Below are 17021 nucleotides of genomic sequence, written 5' to 3' on the forward strand. Positions count from 1 at the left end.
CCCGGTAGGTTGGTCGACGTGACCGGCCGCATCGCCATCGATGACACCGCCCCTTCGATATGGCTGAACAACAGTTCGGCCAAGGCCGTGGTCGGCGAGGTGTTTCCGGTGCGAACCGTGGTCTGGCGCGAGGGACACGACGCCGTCTCCGCCACGCTCGCGGTGCGCGGCCCCGGCTCTACGCGGATCACCCGCATTCGCATGACGCCGGACTACGAGCCGGATGTCTTCAATGCCACCTTCGTACCGAACCTGCCCGGCACGTGGACCTACCGCATCGAGGGCTGGAGCGATCCGATCGCCACCTGGCGTGCGGCGGTAGAGGCCAAGCTCGCCGTCGGGCAGAGCGCCGCCGACCTCGCCAATGACCTGGAGCTCGGCGCCCGGCTGTTCGAACGCGCCGCGCAGGCGGTGCCCAAGAAGCAGTTCGAGCGCTTGCGCGCCGCCGCGACGGCATTGCGCGCCGACGAACAGCTGCCCGCCCGGGTCGCCCCCGCCTTCAGCGCGGAGGTCGCGGAGATCCTGCGCGATACGCCATTACGGGACATGGTCACTCGCGGCCCGCAGCACTCGGTGCTGGTGGAACGTCAACGCGCACTGTACGGCTCGTGGTACGAGTTCTTCCCGCGCTCGACCGGCGGCCGTGATGCCGCGGGCAACCCGATCCACGGCACTTTCGCCACCGCCGCAAAGGAATTGCCGCGCATCGCGGGCATGGGCTTCGATGTGGTCTATCTGCCGCCGATCCACCCGGTCGGCGAGATCAATCGCAAAGGCCGCAACAACGCGCTCGCCGCCGAACCCGGTGACGTCGGCTCCCCGTGGGCGATCGGGTCGAAGGATGGCGGGCACGACGCGATTCATACGGAACTCGGCACCGCCGCCGACTTCGCCGAATTCGTCACCACCGCAGCCGAACTCGGCCTCGAAGTCGCGCTCGACCTGGCGCTGCAGTGTGCACCGGATCATCCGTGGGTCGCCGCGCACCCGGAGTGGTTCACCACGCTCCCGGACGGCACCATCGCCTACGCCGAGAATCCACCGAAGAAGTACCAGGACATCTACCCGGTCAACTTCGACAACGATCCGGACGGACTGTACGCGGAGGTGCTGCGTGTAGTCCGGCACTGGATCGGCTTGGGCGTCAAGATCTTCCGCGTCGACAACCCGCACACCAAGCCCGCCGATTTCTGGGAATGGCTGATCGCGACCGTGCGGCGCACCGATCCAGATGTGATCTTCCTGTCCGAGGCGTTCACCCGACCGGCCCGGCTCTATGGTCTGGCCCGCCGCGGATTCAGCCAGTCCTACACGTATTTCACCTGGCGCGTCGCCAAATGGGAGCTGACCGAATTCGGCAACGAACTGGCCGCCAAGGCCGACGAGGCCAGACCGAACCTGTTCGTCAACACTCCCGACATCCTGCACGAGAGCCTGCAGCATGGTGGGCCCGGCATGTTCGCCATCCGCGCGGTGCTGGCCGCGACCATGGCCCCGACCTGGGGTGTCTACTCCGGATTCGAACTCTTCGAGCATCAGGCGGTGCGTCCGGGCAGCGAGGAATACCTGGATTCGGAGAAGTACGAGCTGCGCCCGCGCCCGTTCGCCGAGGCGCTCGCGCGCGGAGAATCATTGGAGCCGTGGATCACTCGGCTCAACGAGATCCGTCGCGCGCATCCGGCGCTGCAGCAGTTGCGCTGCATCCACTTCCATCACGTCGACAACGACGCACTGCTGGCCTATTCGAAGGTCGATCCGGTCAGCGGTGACGCGGTGCTGGTCGTGGTGAATCTGAATCCCTATGCGGCCGAATGGGGCATGATCTCGCTCGACCTGCCCGCCATCGGCCGCGAATGGCACGACCATCCGGTGGTGTTCGACGAGGTCAGCGGCGAGGAATACCACTGGGCGCAGACCAATTACGTGCGGCTGGATCCGGCCGGCGCGGTCGCCCACATTCTCACGCTGCCCGCCGTATCGCAGCAGGCGCGCGCGGAACTGGCGTTCCGGAGGACATTTCGATGAAGCGTCGCGATCTGATGTTGCTCGCGGCGGGCACCCATACCGATCCCCATACCGTGCTCGGCGCGCACCCGCATCCAGACGGCACGATCGTGCGGGTGCTGCGCCCACATGCCGATACGGTGTTCGCCCGGGTCGGCGGCGTCGACCATCCGCTGAAGTCATTGGGGCACGGCATTTTCGCCGGTGTCATACCACATCCGGACCTGATGGATTACCGCATCGTCACCAATTACCAAGGCGCACAGACGATCATCAGCGCAGACGGCTACCGCTTCCTGCCCACCGTCGGCGAGCTGGACCTGCATCTCATCGGCGAGGGCCGCCACGAACACCTTTGGGATGTGCTCGGCGCGCACCCGCGTCACTACACCACCCTCGACGGCGAGGTGGACGGGACCTCGTTCGCCGTCTGGGCACCGAATGCCCGGGGTGTCACCGTGATCGGGGATTTCGACGGTTGGAGCGGGAGTACCGCACCGATGCGTTCGCTCGGGTCTTCCGGGGTATGGGAGGTCTTCGTACCCGGGGTCGGCGTCGGCACCAGATACAAGTTCCGGGTGCACGGCGCGGACGGACGCACCGTGGATCACGCCGATCCGCTGGCCTTCGCGACGGAGCTGCCGCCCGCGACGGCATCGGTGGTCACCGAAAGTAATTACGTGTGGTCCGACGGTGACTGGGTTTCGACCCGCGCACGCACCGACCCCACTCGCGCTCCGATGAGTGTCTACGAAGTGCACCTGGGCTCCTGGCGGCCCGGCCTGGGCTACCGTGAATTGGCGGATCAGCTCGCCGATTACGTGCGCGCGGCCGGATTCACCCATATCGAACTGCTGCCGATCGCCGAGCACCCGTTCGGCGGCTCCTGGGGCTACCAGGTCACGTCGTACTACGCACCCACCGCACGCTTCGGCTCCCCCGACGATTTCCGCGCCTTCATCGACCGCATGCATGCGGCAGGCATCGGCGTCCTGCTCGATTGGGTGCCCGCGCACTTCCCCCGCGACGAATGGGCGCTCGCGCGCTTCGACGGCACCGCGCTCTACGAGCACGCCGACCCACGCCGCGGCGAGCAACTCGACTGGGGCACCTATATTTTCGACTTCGGCCGCAACGAGGTGCGCAACTTCCTGGTCGCCAATGCGCGGTACTGGATCGAGGAATTCCATATCGACGGACTGCGCGTCGACGCGGTCGCCTCCATGCTGTACCTGGATTACTCACGCGCCGACGGCGAATGGGAACCCAATGTGCACGGCGGCCGGGAGAACCTGGAGGCCGTCGACTTCCTGCAGGACCTCAACGAAACCGTGCACCGCCACCATCCCGGCGTCGTCACCATCGCCGAGGAATCCACCACCTGGCCCGGCGTCACCCGCGGCGCCGATGTCGGCGGACTCGGCTTCACCATGAAGTGGAATATGGGCTGGATGCACGACACCCTGGGCTATTTGGGGCGCGATCCGATCCACCGCTCCTGGCATCACAACGAGATCACCTTCTCGCTGGTGTACGCGTGGAGTGAGAACTACGTGCTGCCCATCAGCCACGACGAGGTCGTGCACGGCAAGGGCACCCTCTGGACCAGAATGCCCGGCGACGATTTCGCCAAGGCGGCGGGCGTGCGCGCACTGCTGGCCTACATGTGGTCGCATCCCGGCAAGCAATTGCTGTTCATGGGCCAGGATTTCGGCCAGTTCCGGGAATGGTCACACGACCGCGGCCTGGACTGGCACGAACTGGAAAACCCACTGCACCAGGGCATTACGGCTGCCGTCCGGGATCTGAACGCGGTCTACCGCGCCCACCCCGCGCTGTGGAGTCAGGACACCAGCCCCGGCGGCTACTCCTGGGTGCAGGCCGACGATCGCGAAAACAACGTGATCGCCTTCCTGCGCTACGGCTCCGACGGTTCGGTGATCGCCTGCGTTTTCAATTTCTCCGGCTCGGTGCACGGCGAATACCGCGTCGGCCTGCCGAGCACAGGCACCTGGCGCGAAATCCTCAACACCGACGCCGCCGACTACGGCGGCTCCGGCATCGGAAACCTGGGCGGTGTCGAAGCGACCGACGAGCCATGGCACGGTCGACCGGCATCGGCCACCGTGGCGCTGGCCCCGAACACCGCGATCTGGCTGGCACCGGAGACATAAGGGGCGAGCGCCACCGCGCAGCGCTCAGCATGGCTACGGCGCCGGTAGCGCGATCCCGAACACCGCGATCGAACTCACGCCCAAGACATAAGCCACCACGCAGTGGTCGAGCCACCCCGCAAGCGTCAGCCTGGACTTCAGCCCAGTAGCCGACCACGAATACCGCCATCTGGCCCGCGTCGGAGATATAAGCCACCACGCGGGCAGGTCGAGCAGGCGCCACCCCGCAGCGCTCAGCCCGGCTTCGGCCCCAGTAGCGCCGGTCCCGAACACCGCGATCCGGCTCGCGCCAAAGACATAAGCCACGCCACGGATAGGCGAGCAGGCCACCACGCGGTGATTCGAGCAGGCCGAACCGCGGCGCCGACCCCGGCGTCGGCCACCGTGGCCCTCGCGTCGAATACCGCGATCTGGCTTGTGCCAAAGACATAAGCCACAACACGCTAGGTTGAGCAGGCCACCCGGGTGAGTCGCGCAGGCAAAGCCGCAGCCCTGAGCCCGGCCCTCAGCCACCATGGCGCTAGCTCCGAACACCTGCGATCCAGCCCGCACCAGAGTCATTGGCCACCACACAGGTAGAGCGAGCCGCAAGCCACCCGCAGCGCTCAGCCGCGCCAGTCCCGCAGGTCCCGGCGCTCAGCTGGGCCGGTGCGTTGCAGATGACCGCCCGGCAACCGACCGCACGGCTGCGGTCGGCGAATAGTGCCTGGCGATTCCATCAGCGCAGGCGATCCGCCGATGCCATGCGCGCCGCAGCAGCCCGGGTCAGTACAGCGCGGCAGCCAGTTTGCGGCGGGCAGCAACCACGAAAGGCTCTGCCGGGTCGAACAATTCGAAGAGTTCGAGTAGCCGGGTGCGCGCCTTGGTTCGATCATCGCCGGCCGTCTTCTTGATCACGGCGATCAACCGGTCGAACGAGGCCTCCGGCTGCTGGCTCATCATCTCCAGGTCGGCGGCATCCAGGGCCGCGTCGACATTGGCCGGATCGGCATCGGCCGTGGCGATCGCGGAGTCCGAAATGGTCTGGGCACGGGACAGGAAACGCACCTGACGCAGCGCGTTCTTTGCCTCCTCATTGCCCGGCTCCGCAGCGATGATGGCCTCATAGGCCGCTTCGGCACCGGCCATGTCGCCGCGCTCGAGCGCGGCCTCCGCGGCAGTGAAACGCGGGTCCTCTACGGCCTGGGGCTGCTGCTCACCGCCCTCGAGCTGCCCGCCGACCGCCTCGACGACCGCGCTCAACCACTGCCGGACCTGCGGCTCCGGCTGGGCGCCCTCGAAATCCGCGAGCGGGCGGCCACCGGCCACCGCGATCACCGTCGGAATGCCCTTCACACCGAAGGCCTGCGCAATCCGCATATTGGCCTCGGCCTCGACCGTGGCCAGATCCCACGCGCCCGCGCCCTCCTGGACGAGCCGCTCCAGCGTCCGGACCAGTTCGACGCTGCCCGGGCTGCGCTGCGAATACAGCACGACGACCACCGGCACCTGGGTGGACCGGCGCAGCACCTTCGTTTCGAAATCCGCCTCCGAGACGGCGTAGTCGCCGCCGCCTCCCGCGCCCGACGCACCGGCCGGGGGCTGCTTCAGGCTGGACAGATCCACCGCACCTGACATGGCGGCGGCGACGGCTGGCGAAGGGCGGCGGGCAGCGGGTCGAGTCACGGTTTCCAGTTTGTCACGGCGTGACCGAGGCCGGGGCTCCGGAGTCGACGGAAGTCACGTCGCTCAGCTCACCGAGCTGGCCCGCACGCACCGCCCACACCTCGAAGAGGACCGTGAAGAACGGCGGAATGCTCGACAGCAACGCGAGCGCCGTGGTCTTTGTGTTCCAGGCCAGCTCGCGGGCCGCGAGGATCGCGGTGATGACGAAAAGGACGAAGATGATGCCGTGCGTCATCCCGAACACCTTGACCGGCCACAGCACCGGTTCGGGGAGGCGCTTGAACACCATGCCGACGATCAGGAAAACCCAGGAGATCGCCTCCAGCACGGCGATGAAGCGGAACCGCTTGGCCACGGTGCTCAAGTCGAAGAAATTGCCCATGACCACCATTGTGCCGGACTGCTACGACGGGTCGTAGTTGAACCGGTCACACCTGAACTCCGCCGACCCCGTAGATCCGGGCCGGCGGAGCCGGGAATTACACCTTGATGATCAGCGCGTCACCCTGACCGCCGCCACCGCACAGCGCGGCCGCGCCGATACCGCCACCGCGCCGCTTCAGCTCCAGCGCCAGATGCAGCAGGATGCGCGCACCGGACATGCCGAGCGGGTGACCGATGGCGATCGCGCCACCGTTGACGTTCACCTTCTCCGCATCGATCCCCAGCTTGCGGGTGGACGCGATGCCGACCGCCGCGAACGCCTCGTTGATCTCGACCAGATCCAGCTCGGCGGGCGAAATGCCTTCGCGCGCACACGCCTTCGCGATCGCATTGGCAGGCTGATCCTGCAGGGTCGAATCCGGACCGGCCACCACGCCCGCGGCGCCGATCTCGGCGATCCAGCTCAGGCCGAGCGACTGCGCCTTCTCCTTGCTCATCACGACCACCGCGGCCGCGCCATCGGAGATCTGCGAGGCAGTGCCCGCGGTAATGCTGCCGTCCTTGCGGAAGGCCGGGCGCAGCTTGGCCAGCGATTCGACGGTGGTGTCCGCGCGAATGCCCTCGTCGGTGCTCACCACGATCGGATCGCCCTTGCGCTGCGGTACCGAGACCGGGACCACCTCGTCATCGAAGACGCCGTTCTTCCACGCCGCCGCCGCACGCTGATGCGAGGCCGCCGCGAACGCGTCCTGATCCTCGCGGCTGACCGGCTCGGCGTCGTTGCGCTGTTCGGTCAGCGCACCCATCGGCTGATCGGTGAAGATGTCGTGCAGACCGTCGTAGGCCATACTGTCGCGCAGCGTCACATCGCCGTATTTGTAACCCTCCCTGCTCTTTTCGAGCAGATGCGGGGCCTGGCTCATGGATTCCTGACCGCCCGCGACGACGATCTCGTACTCGCCCGCGCGAATCAGCTGATCCGCCAGCGCGATCGCATTGATACCGGACAGGCACACCTTGTTCACCGTCAGCGCGGGCACATCCATCGGAATCCCCGCGGCGGCCGCTGCCTGCCGGGCCGGGATCTGCCCAGCACCCGCGGTGAGCACCTGGCCCATGATCACGTAGTCGACCTGCTCCGGCGCGACGCCGCCCTTCTCCAGCGCCGCCTTGATGGCGAAACCGCCCAGGTCGGAACCGGTGAAGTCCTTCAGACCCCCGAGCAGCCGACCGACCGGGGTACGCGCACCGGAAACGATCACGGTTGTGGTCACGACGAGCCTCGCATTCATTGATCGAACAGCGTCGCGCACCGAGCACCCGCGACGTCAACCTCTGTACCCAACGGTAGCTTGTCCTACCCGAACGCCCCCTCCCAGGTAGGCGGTGCCCTCGCCTACGCTCGGCCAAGCGCAAGGGACTGATGACAGCCTCCAGCCGACTGTGTCGGATCAGGCGCTACGTTCGAGGGGTGAGCAACACTATCGACCCGTCGAACTTCATCCCCGGCGACTACGTCATCGCCGTCGACCACGTGGGTATCGCGGTACCCGACCTGGATGCCGCAATTGCCTGGTATGCCGACAATCTCGGCATGATCGAGACCCATCGGGAGGTGAACGAGGCCCAAGGTGTGCACGAGGCGATGCTGTCATTGCCCGGTGCACCGGACGGCGCGACTGCCCTGCAGTTGCTGGCGCCCCTCAACGCGGACTCCACCATCGCCAAGTTCATCGACCGCAGCGGACCGGGCCTGCAGCAACTCGCCTATCGCGTTACCGATATCGAGGCCGTCTCCATGTATCTTCGTGATCGAGGTCTGCGTTTGCTGTATGACGCCCCCCGTCACGGAACCGCAGATTCCCGCATCAATTTCATTCACCCGAAGGATGCTGGCGGTGTGCTGATCGAGTTGGTCGAACCCAACGCGAATGTTACGCACTAGTATCAAGATCGGGCCTGAAAAACTCGTCCGCATCACATTCGCGGTCGAGTCACCATGAGGTGCAAGTAGGCTGTAGTTTGTGTGCCATGTCGTCACCTGAGTCCGATCGCAATCGCTTCGTTGCACTGCCCTTCACCGTTGTGCGCAAGGGTTATGCGCAAGACGAGGTACGCAACTACTTCGACCGTTTCGATGCCGAGTTAAGGGTCACCGCCACAGATCGGGATGCCGCTGCGGCGCAAGCCCGTAACCTCGCCAGCCAGCTGGAGGACGCGCGGGACGAGATCGACGAGCTCCGTAAGGAAGTCGATCGCCTTTCGGTTCCGCCGACCACTGCGGAAGGCATGTCCGACCGCATCTCCCGGATGCTGCGCCTGGCGTCCGACGAGGCGTCCGAGGTCCGCGCGCTCGCGCAGGCCGAGGCGGCGGAAATGGTGTCGATCGCCGAGCAGCAGGCCACCGAAATGCGTGGTAAGTACGAATCGCTGCTCGCCGAGACCAAGGAGAAGCGCGAGGCGCTCGAAATCGAATTCGAGCAGACCCTGGCGAATGCGCGTACCGAGTCCGCCAAGATCATCGAGGCCGCTCAGGCCGAGGCCGACCGCCTCGGCAAGGAAGCCGATGCCAAGCGCAAGGCGACCCAGCAGGACTTCGAGGCCACCATGGCGGAGCGTCGCACCAAGCTCACCCGCGCCATGGAGGAGCTCGAGGCCACCAGCCGCGCCGAGGCCGCTCAGCGGATCAAGGACGCGACCGACGAGTCCAACCGCCTCATCACCTCCGCCACGCAGACCTCCGAGCGCAAGATCGCGCACGCCAAGGAACTCGCCGAGGAGATGCGCGTGCTGCGCGGCCGGGTGCTCGCCCAGCTGCTCGGTATCCGCGGCCAGCTCGACTCGGTGCCCGCCATGCTCGCGGCCGTCAACCGGGAAAGCGAACTGCTGGACGGGGTTCCGGATCAGCGCAAGTCCATCGGCGGCGGCACCAAGTCGGTCACCGGCGGTTCGCGCGCCAAGGCCATCCCCGAGCTCTCGGCCGAGGAAGACGACATCGACGCCGACGAGCGCGAGAACGCCGAAATCACCAACTGACGACGGCGGGCTGAGCGGCGACAAACGCAACACCCCAACCGAATTCACACCAAGGCCGCCCCATACCGGGGCGGCCTTCCTAATGTCCCGAGTAGCCGGAAACTGCCGCGATACGGGACACAGCCCACCAGAAAGACATCCCGGCCAATCGAGACGCCCAGAGCCCCTGGAACATTCGGGTTTGCAGCCCTTGGCAACCCCAGAGATGTTCAGCCCAAAGGAGATCCACAGTCTTGTCGGAAGCTCCGGCCGCCTGACGACCGGGTGCCGCGTCCCGGCTTCCGATGTGGACTCATGTGGCCACCAGCGATGCCGTGCACGGCACGACGACATCCGCTTTTCCAGAGATACTCAGCCCCTCGCCTCCCAGGCGCGGCCATATACCCGCACATGCGACCTGCACAACCTCGGACGCAGGACTCCTGCCCGCAGGTGCCCCGCTTCTTCCTGGTAAGTGCCCCCTCGGGGCGAAGGTACGCCTTCAGGCCGGAAGTCCGCACTTTGCCGCAAGCGCTACCCCGTCCACAGATGCGCACTGCCCGCAGCAGCCCACTGTCTGTAGGCGCGCCCGGTCAGTCCGCAGACTCACCCTGCGGGCACCCTTAACCCAAGCACCTGCTGACTTGGACGCGCACCGTTTGTGTGGCCGCATACCGTCTACGCGGGGTGTGCACTGGCGATCCAGGGGCGCAATGGGTTGCTCTGAGGCGCAGTGGGATTCAGGACCAGCGGCGGGTGATCCGGCGGGTGCGGCGGCCGTTCCAGCAGCCGCGGTGCCAGTGCCTGCGGTCGTCTTCGCCGTCGTCGACCGCCCAGGCGACGATATGTGCTACGCCGGGCGGGATTTCGTGATCGCAGCCGGGGCAGCGATAGGTTTTGACGGCCCGGCTGCCTGGGATGGTTCGCACGATGTACGTGTCGTCGCTGTCCGGTCCGGCCTCCCGCCTACCGAAGACATCGCCGATCGGCGGGTTGCCCTCCTGCGAGCGGCCCACCTGGCGTTCCGTCCGCGGTTTCCGTCGGGGCATCCCATAAGCCTAGGTCGTGGCCTACTTCACGCAGCGCGCGCAGTCCATCCTTCCGACGCACCACCCACACCCCTTCCCCCGCACTACCTACGCCGCGCAAGCCAATGCCCGACCAATCCATGCGCACACCCGAGCCAACGAACAGCCCGCCATACCCAGCCCGCAAATCCACGCCGAGCCCGCAAATCCACGCCCAGCCCGCAAATCCACGCCCAGCCCGCAAATCCACGCCCAGCCCGCGCATCTACCCCTGCCCACGAACCATGCCCAGCGGGAAAGTCATACGCAGCGGCCATCCAGTGCGCGGCGGCCAAACCAGTGCGCCGACAAACCACTGTGCGCCCGCCAAACTCATCCCCAGCGCACGAACGCATCCGCCGCGGCGCGCGCAATGCACGAACCCGTCCGCCGCGGACACTCATGCGCGACCGCCGAACATACGCACTGCAGACGACGTCACGTACCGCCGAGTACCTCCCATGCCCGGGACGCACTCCGTCCCTTCCACGCAACACCTCCCGCACCGCCCATGCTGGCGCAGCGAATCGACGCGCAACGCACGAACTCGTGCGGGCAACCCACAGGCGGCGAACAAAACCGTGCCCGGCGAACAAACAAAATGCGCGGCAAGCAAAGCCATGCGTGGCCGCCAACACATAACCACGGCGGGCGGACGTCAAGCACCGACGCCGAACTCCCGTACCGACGGCACAGTCCGTCCCTCCCTACTCAGCACCCTCCCGCGCCTCAACGTTTACCCTGCGAATCCATGCGCGGCGCACGAACTCGTGCACACCGGCACCCCCGTGCACGGCGAGCAAAGCCATGCACGGCTCCGAACATAAGCAACGCCACCGCGGGCGACGTCACGCACAGCCGGTGTCCTCACCTACCGGGAGCGCAGTCGGCCCCTTCCCACGCCCCGCCTCCCGCAGCGTGCACGTTGCCCGGCGAATCCGTATGCAATGCGCTCATATGCAGCGAGCAAAGGCATGCGCGGCCACCGAACGTGCGTACCGACCACGAACTCACGCCCCGGAGGCACGGTCCGTGCCTTCCTGCTCAACACCCTCGCGCGCCGTCCACCTTTGCCCGGCGAATCCATGCGCGGCGCATGAGCTCGTGCAGCAGGCAACCCCTGCACGGCCAGCAAAGCCACCCGCGGCTCCCGAAGCTAAAGTACTGCGGGCGACGTCACGAACCGCCGATGACCTCGCATACCAGAGGCACGGTCCGTGCCTTCCCGCTCAACACCCTCGCGCGCCGTCCACCCTTGCCTGGCGAATCTATCGGCAGCGCGCGAGCTCACGCGTGGCGCACGAACCGACGTACAGGCGGGCAAACTCACACGCAGCGGCGGCAAACCGGTGCGCGGCGAGGAATTCATGCGCCGCAGGCGAACTCGTGCGCCGAGGGGTTGCTAGAAGAGGCGGAATTCGTTGCTCTCGGTGCCGCGTAGGGCGTCGTAATCGAGGGTCAGGCAGCGGATGCCCCGGTCCTCGGCGAGGGTGCGGGCCTGGGGCTTGATCTGTTGGGCGGCGAAGACACCGGCGACCGGGGCAAGGAGCGGGTCCCGGTTCAGGAGTTCGAGGTAGCGGGTGAGCTGTTCGACGCCATCGATTTCACCACGCCGCTTGATCTCGACGGCCACGGTTGAACCGTCGGCGTCGCGGCAGAGCAGGTCGACCGGACCGATCGCGGTCATGTACTCACGGCGGATCAGTGTGTAGCCGGGGCCGAGGGTCTGCACGTGTTCGGCGAGCAGCTCCTGAAGATGGGCCTCCACACCATCTTTCACCAGACCGGGGTCCACACCCAGCTCGTGCGCGGAGTCGTGCTCGATGTCCTCGATGGTGATGCGCAGTTCCTCACCCGCCTTATTGGTAACCACCCAGAAGGCCTTCGCCCCCTCGGGAACCGCATCACCGTCGCGCTCCTCCAACCAGCACGGTGGGCTCATCCAGTTCAGCGGCTTGTACGAGCCGCCATCGGAATGCACGAGGACCGATCCGTCCGCTTTTATCAGCAACAATCGGCGGGCCATCGCGAGATGGGCGGTGAGTCGCCCTACGTAGTCGACCTGACAGCGAGCAATCACTAGGCGCACCCAAGCACTGTAGGGGAACGCCCGGCCCGGCCCAGCGTCACCCCTGCAGCGTCGGCGGTCAGCCCATGAGCAGAATTGCCGCGAGGAACGCGCTCACGGCGAGCAGACCGGATTCGATCCGGGTGAGCCGCCGAGTAGATGCCGCTTTCGCGCGCAGCATGCCGAAGCCGACCCCGGTTCCGATACAGAAGGCCAGCAGGTGACCGACATTGGTGAAGGTCTGTTCGATCAGCACGCCCTCGGCCGCGACGAGAAACCACACCGTCGACCAAGCGATTCGCCAGCGATGCGGAATGGCGACCACAATCGCCCCGACCAATGCCATAGCGCCGTAACTCACGCCGACGTCCTGCGCCCAGCGGATGCTCGTGGGCAACCAATCGGCCTCGATCGCGATCCAGAGACCGGCCGCGACAAGGAGCGTGGCACCGATATGTCCAGCCAGGAACACCCGCACCATATGGACCGCGCCGAAGCGCAGTTCGGCAAGTGCGAGCAGACAACCGAGCAATGGAATCAGCACCCAGGCGGCACTGACATCGCCGATCACCAGTGCGCTCGAGAGCACGGTGCCCACCCGGCCATTCAGCAGATTGTGCAGATTCGTGCTCGCGTGCAGCACCACCCGTGCCTGCGAGGTCTCACTCATCGCGGAGAAGACAGCTGTGACAGCGACAAGAGCCGCCAGATATCCGAACGTCGCCGGGAGCCTCAGCTGCCACCAGCGCGAGCGAAGCGGTCTGAGGGGATCGACCGGCGCGCGGTCGGCGGTTGTCGTCGCTGCGACCATCAACACCTCCATGCGCATCGACCGCTCCTATCGAGCATGCCGACGCTGATTACTACTTACTGTCACTCTCCATGATGAACGCCGGAGCGCCGCATAGGGTGACTGTTCCCTGTGAGATTGCTCCGAAACCTCGTGGTGTACAGCACACAAAGAAGACATGAAAGCAAAAAGGCCCCCAACTGGTGTTGGGGGCCTTTCGCAAGGATGTTCCGGCGGTGTCCTACTCTCCCACACCCTGTCGAGTGCAGTACCATCGGCGCTGGTGGCCTTAGCTTCCGGGTTCGGAATGGGACCGGGCGTTTCCCCACCGCTATAGCCGCCGTAACTCTATGAAACTATCCACACAACAACGCGACAAGTCCCCGAGGGCATAAACCCTCACGAACCGTCTGCTGCAGTGTCTGTGTGTTGTTTCAGATACCGCACAGTGGACGCGTAGCTTCTTCGTTGGTAAGTCCTCGGCCGATTAGTACCAGTCACCTACACCCGTTACCGGGCTTCCAGTTCTGGCCTATCAACCCCATGGTCTGTAGGGGGCCTTAACCACTCGAAGGTGGTGAGAAACCTCATCTTGGAACAGGCTTCCCGCTTAGATGCTTTCAGCGGTTATCCCTTCCGAACGTAGCTAACCAGCAGTGCCCTTGGCAGGACAACTGGCACACCAGAGGTTCGTCCGTCCCGGTCCTCTCGTACTAGGGACAGCCTTCCTCAAGTTTCTGACGCGCGCGGCGGATAGAGACCGAACTGTCTCACGACGTTCTAAACCCAGCTCGCGTGCCGCTTTAATGGGCGAACAGCCCAACCCTTGGGACCTACTCCAGCCCCAGGATGCGACGAGCCGACATCGAGGTGCCAAACCATCCCGTCGATATGGACTCTTGGGGAAGATCAGCCTGTTATCCCCGGGGTACCTTTTATCCGTTGAGCGACACCGCTTCCACTTGCCGGTGCCGGATCACTAGTCCCGACTTTCGTCCCTGCTCGAGCTGTCACTCTCACAGTCAAGCTCCCTTGTGCACTTGCACTCGACACCTGATTGCCAACCAGGCTGAGGGAACCTTTGGGCGCCTCCGTTACATTTTAGGAGGCAACCGCCCCAGTTAAACTACCCACCAGGCACTGTCCCTGAACCAGATCATGGCCCGAGGTTAGAGGTCCAATACGATCAGAGTGGTATTTCAACGATGACTCCACAAACACTGGCGTGCCCGCTTCACAGTCTCCCACCTATCCTACACAAACCGTACCGAACACCAATACCAAGCTATAGTGAAGGTCCCGGGGTCTTTTCGTCCTGCCGCGCGTAACGAGCATCTTTACTCGTAATGCAATTTCGCCGAGTCTGTGGTTGAGACAGCAGAGAAGTCGTTACGCCATTCGTGCAGGTCGGAACTTACCCGACAAGGAATTTCGCTACCTTAGGATGGTTATAGTTACCACCGCCGTTTACCGGGGCTTAAATTCTCAGCTTCGCCATTACTGGCTAACCGGTCCTCTTAACCTTCCGGCACCGGGCAGGCGTCAGTCCGTATACATCGTCTTACGACTTCGCACGGACCTGTGTTTTTAGTAAACAGTCGCTTCTCTCTGGTCTCTGCGACCACCCCCAGCTCCCGGAGTAAATCCGTTCACCAGACATGGTCCCCCTTCTCCCGAAGTTACGGGGGCATTTTGCCGAGTTCCTTAACCACAGTTCTCTCGATCGCCTCAGTATTCTCTACCTGACCACCTGTGTCGGTTTGGGGTACGGGCCGTGTACCAACTCACTAGAGGCTTTTCTCGGCAGCATAGGATCACTGAATTCACCTCAATCGGCTACGCATCACCTCTCAGGATATATGAACGGCGGATTTACCTACCGTTCTCCCTACAGGCTTACACCAGGACAACCATTACCTGGCCCAGCTACCTTCCTGCGTCACCCCATCGCTTGACTACTACAGCAGGGGTCGTATGCAGCCACTTCTCTTCACCCGAAGGTGATAGGTCCGCTTTTGGATACTTAGCACCACTGATTCGCCATTGGGCGCGGATACACGGGTACGGGAATATCAACCCGTTGTCCATCGACTACGCCTGTCGGCCTCGCCTTAGGTCCCGACTCACCCTGGGCGGATTAACCTGGCCCAGGAACCCTTGGTCATTCGGCGGACGAGTTTCTCACTCGTCTTTCGCTACTCATGCCTGCATTCTCACTCCCACAGCCTCCACAACTAGCTCACGCTGCTGCTTCCATGGCTGTAGGACGCTCCCCTACCCATCCACACCACTGCACCACAAACCGTAATCTATGGCGGATGTATTGTGTGAATGCCGCGGCTTCGGCGGTGTACTTGAGCCCCGCTACATTGTCGGCGCAGAATCACTTGACCAGTGAGCTATTACGCACTCTTTCAAGGATGGCTGCTTCTAAGCCAACCTCCTGGTTGTCTTCGCGACTCCACATCCTTTTCCACTTAGTACACGCTTAGGGGCCTTAGCCGGCGATCTGGGCTGTTTCCCTCTCGACTACGAAGCTTATCCCCCGCAGTCTCACTGCCACGCTCTCACACACCGGCATTCGGAGTTTGGCTGATTTCGGTAAGCTTGTAGGCCCCCTAGACCATCCAGTAGCTCTACCTCCGGTGTGAAACACGTGACGCTGCACCTAAATGCATTTCGGGGAGAACCAGCTATCACGGAGTTTGATTGGCCTTTCACCCCTACCCACAGCTCATCCCCTCAGTTTTCAACCTAAGTGGGTTCGGGCCTCCACGACGTCTTACCGTCGCTTCACCCTGGCCATGGGTAGATCACTCCGCTTCGGGTCTAGAACACGCGACTCAAACGCCCTATTCGGACTCGCTTTCGCTACGGCTACCCCACACGGGTTAACCTCGCCACATGCCACTAACTCGCAGGCTCATTCTTCAAAAGGCACGCCATCACCCACAGCAACAAAGTCACTCGCAGGCCCTGACGGATTGTAAGCGCACGGTTTCAGGTACTATTTCACTCCCCTCCCGGGGTACTTTTCACCTTTCCCTCACGGTACTAGTCCGCTATCGGTCACCAGGGAGTATTCAGGCTTACCGGGTGGTCCCGGCAGATTCACAGCAGATTTCACGGGCCCGCTGCTACTCGGGCACCCACTACAACAGAGCACGCATTTTCACCTACCGGACTATCACCGTCTATGGCGGGCCGTTCCAGACCACTTCGACTAACACGCACTTTTCTGACTGTCGCTCGACTCGGCAGAATCGAGAAAGTGAGCCCCACAACCCCAAGAACACAACAACTGCCGTCTATCACATGCTCCTGGTTTAGCCTCATCCGCTTTCGCTCGCCACTACTCACGGAATCACTATTGTTTTCTCTTCCTGTGGGTACTGAGATGTTTCACTTCCCCACGTTCCCTCCACACACCCTATATATTCAGATGCGGGTAACACGACATCACTCGTGCTGGGTTTCCCCATTCGGAAATCCTCGGATCTCAGCTCGGTTGACAGCTCCCCGAGGCTTATCGCAGCCTCCTACGTCCTTCATCGGCTCCTGGTGCCAAGGCATCCACCGTACGCTCTTAAACACTTACAAACAAAGATGCTCGCGTCCACTGTGCAGTTCTCAAACAACACACCCGCACCGAATTGAACTTCAGGACCTGACCAGAATCACTGGCGGTTTCACAGAAAACCCGAGCGGATCGTTATCTTGCCTGGAAAGAACGTCTGTTCTCTCAGGACCCAACAGTGTGTCGATATATTCACCGCGATCGAAGACTCGGCTCCGATCTGATGCGATGAACCTGTCAGCGTTCCACCCATGAGCATCCGCCGGAAAACATATGT

10 protein-coding genes and 2 rRNA genes are annotated in these 17021 nt (G+C 63.9%); 4 read left to right on the forward strand and 8 right to left on the reverse strand.

Annotated features, from left to right (window positions below):
* Positions 1–18 precede the first annotated feature (18 nt).
* Positions 19–2025, forward strand: coding sequence for a maltotransferase domain-containing protein (locus tag ACQPZ2_RS38365; RefSeq protein ID WP_433522877.1), 2007 nt, complete (start codon positions 19–21; stop codon positions 2023–2025).
* Positions 2022–4178, forward strand: coding sequence for a 1,4-alpha-glucan branching protein GlgB (glgB, locus tag ACQPZ2_RS38370; RefSeq protein WP_433522878.1), 2157 nt, complete (start codon positions 2022–2024; stop codon positions 4176–4178). Before ACQPZ2_RS38365 ends, glgB begins: the two co-directional genes overlap by 4 nt.
* 765 nt (positions 4179–4943) lie before the next feature.
* Here the strand turns inward: glgB and ACQPZ2_RS38375 are convergent.
* The 3 genes from ACQPZ2_RS38375 to ACQPZ2_RS38385 all read right to left on the reverse strand — a co-directional run bounded on the left by ACQPZ2_RS38375 (position 4944) and on the right by ACQPZ2_RS38385 (position 7501).
* Complete coding sequence (locus tag ACQPZ2_RS38375) at positions 4944–5795, reverse strand: tetratricopeptide repeat protein (RefSeq protein ID WP_433527632.1); 852 nt, start codon at positions 5793–5795, stop codon at positions 4944–4946.
* A gap of 61 nt (positions 5796–5856) precedes the next feature.
* Positions 5857–6225: a DUF3817 domain-containing protein gene (locus ACQPZ2_RS38380; RefSeq protein WP_433522879.1), complete on the reverse strand. Its 369-nt coding sequence runs from the start codon at positions 6223–6225 to the stop codon at positions 5857–5859.
* 97 nt (positions 6226–6322) lie between these two features.
* Positions 6323–7501: an acetyl-CoA C-acetyltransferase gene (locus ACQPZ2_RS38385; RefSeq protein ID WP_063044703.1), complete on the reverse strand. Its 1179-nt coding sequence runs from the start codon at positions 7499–7501 to the stop codon at positions 6323–6325.
* 197 nt (positions 7502–7698) lie between these two features.
* Here ACQPZ2_RS38385 and mce point away from each other — a divergent pair, with 197 nt between their 5' ends.
* Both mce and ACQPZ2_RS38395 read left to right on the forward strand, forming a co-directional pair.
* Entirely contained in the window at positions 7699–8172 is a 474-nt protein-coding gene (mce, locus tag ACQPZ2_RS38390; RefSeq protein ID WP_433522880.1) for a methylmalonyl-CoA epimerase, read from the forward strand.
* An 86-nt stretch (positions 8173–8258) separates the two neighbouring features.
* A complete protein-coding gene (locus ACQPZ2_RS38395) occupies positions 8259–9263 on the forward strand; it encodes a hypothetical protein (protein WP_433522881.1) in 1005 nt (334 codons plus the stop codon).
* A 719-nt stretch (positions 9264–9982) separates the two neighbouring features.
* Here the strand turns inward: ACQPZ2_RS38395 and ACQPZ2_RS38400 are convergent.
* The 5 genes from ACQPZ2_RS38400 to ACQPZ2_RS38420 form a co-directional block, all read right to left on the reverse strand.
* Positions 9983–10291, reverse strand: a complete 309-nt coding sequence (locus tag ACQPZ2_RS38400) for an ATP/GTP-binding protein (RefSeq protein ID WP_433522882.1) — start codon at positions 10289–10291, stop codon at positions 9983–9985.
* A 1420-nt stretch (positions 10292–11711) separates the two neighbouring features.
* Positions 11712–12398, reverse strand: coding sequence for an endonuclease NucS (nucS, locus tag ACQPZ2_RS38405; protein WP_063047965.1), 687 nt, complete (start codon positions 12396–12398; stop codon positions 11712–11714).
* A 58-nt stretch (positions 12399–12456) separates the two neighbouring features.
* Positions 12457–13206: a rhomboid-like protein gene (locus ACQPZ2_RS38410; protein WP_433522883.1), complete on the reverse strand. Its 750-nt coding sequence runs from the start codon at positions 13204–13206 to the stop codon at positions 12457–12459.
* Between the two features lie 189 nt (positions 13207–13395).
* Positions 13396–13512: ribosomal RNA gene (gene rrf, locus ACQPZ2_RS38415) — 5S ribosomal RNA — on the reverse strand.
* A gap of 122 nt (positions 13513–13634) precedes the next feature.
* A 23S ribosomal RNA gene (locus tag ACQPZ2_RS38420) occupies positions 13635–16767 on the reverse strand.
* Positions 16768–17021: the final 254 nt, after the last annotated feature.

It is taken from the genome of Nocardia pseudovaccinii, from assembly GCF_050942345.1.
Classification (GTDB): Bacteria; Actinomycetota; Actinomycetes; order Mycobacteriales; family Mycobacteriaceae; genus Nocardia; species Nocardia pseudovaccinii.

Excerpts from the sequence above, each read along its gene's own strand:
- ACQPZ2_RS38410 (WP_433522883.1), bottom strand. The coding sequence starts at position 13,206 with ATGCGCATGGAGGTGTTGATGGTCGCAGCGACGACAACCGCCGACCGC.
- glgB (WP_433522878.1), top strand. The coding sequence starts at position 2,022 with ATGAAGCGTCGCGATCTGATGTTGCTCGCGGCGGGCACCCATACCGAT.
- ACQPZ2_RS38395 (WP_433522881.1), top strand. The coding sequence starts at position 8,259 with ATGTCGTCACCTGAGTCCGATCGCAATCGCTTCGTTGCACTGCCCTTC.
- ACQPZ2_RS38400 (WP_433522882.1), bottom strand. The coding sequence starts at position 10,291 with ATGCCCCGACGGAAACCGCGGACGGAACGCCAGGTGGGCCGCTCGCAG.
- ACQPZ2_RS38380 (WP_433522879.1), bottom strand. The coding sequence starts at position 6,225 with ATGGGCAATTTCTTCGACTTGAGCACCGTGGCCAAGCGGTTCCGCTTC.
- ACQPZ2_RS38375 (WP_433527632.1), bottom strand. The coding sequence starts at position 5,795 with ATGTCAGGTGCGGTGGATCTGTCCAGCCTGAAGCAGCCCCCGGCCGGT.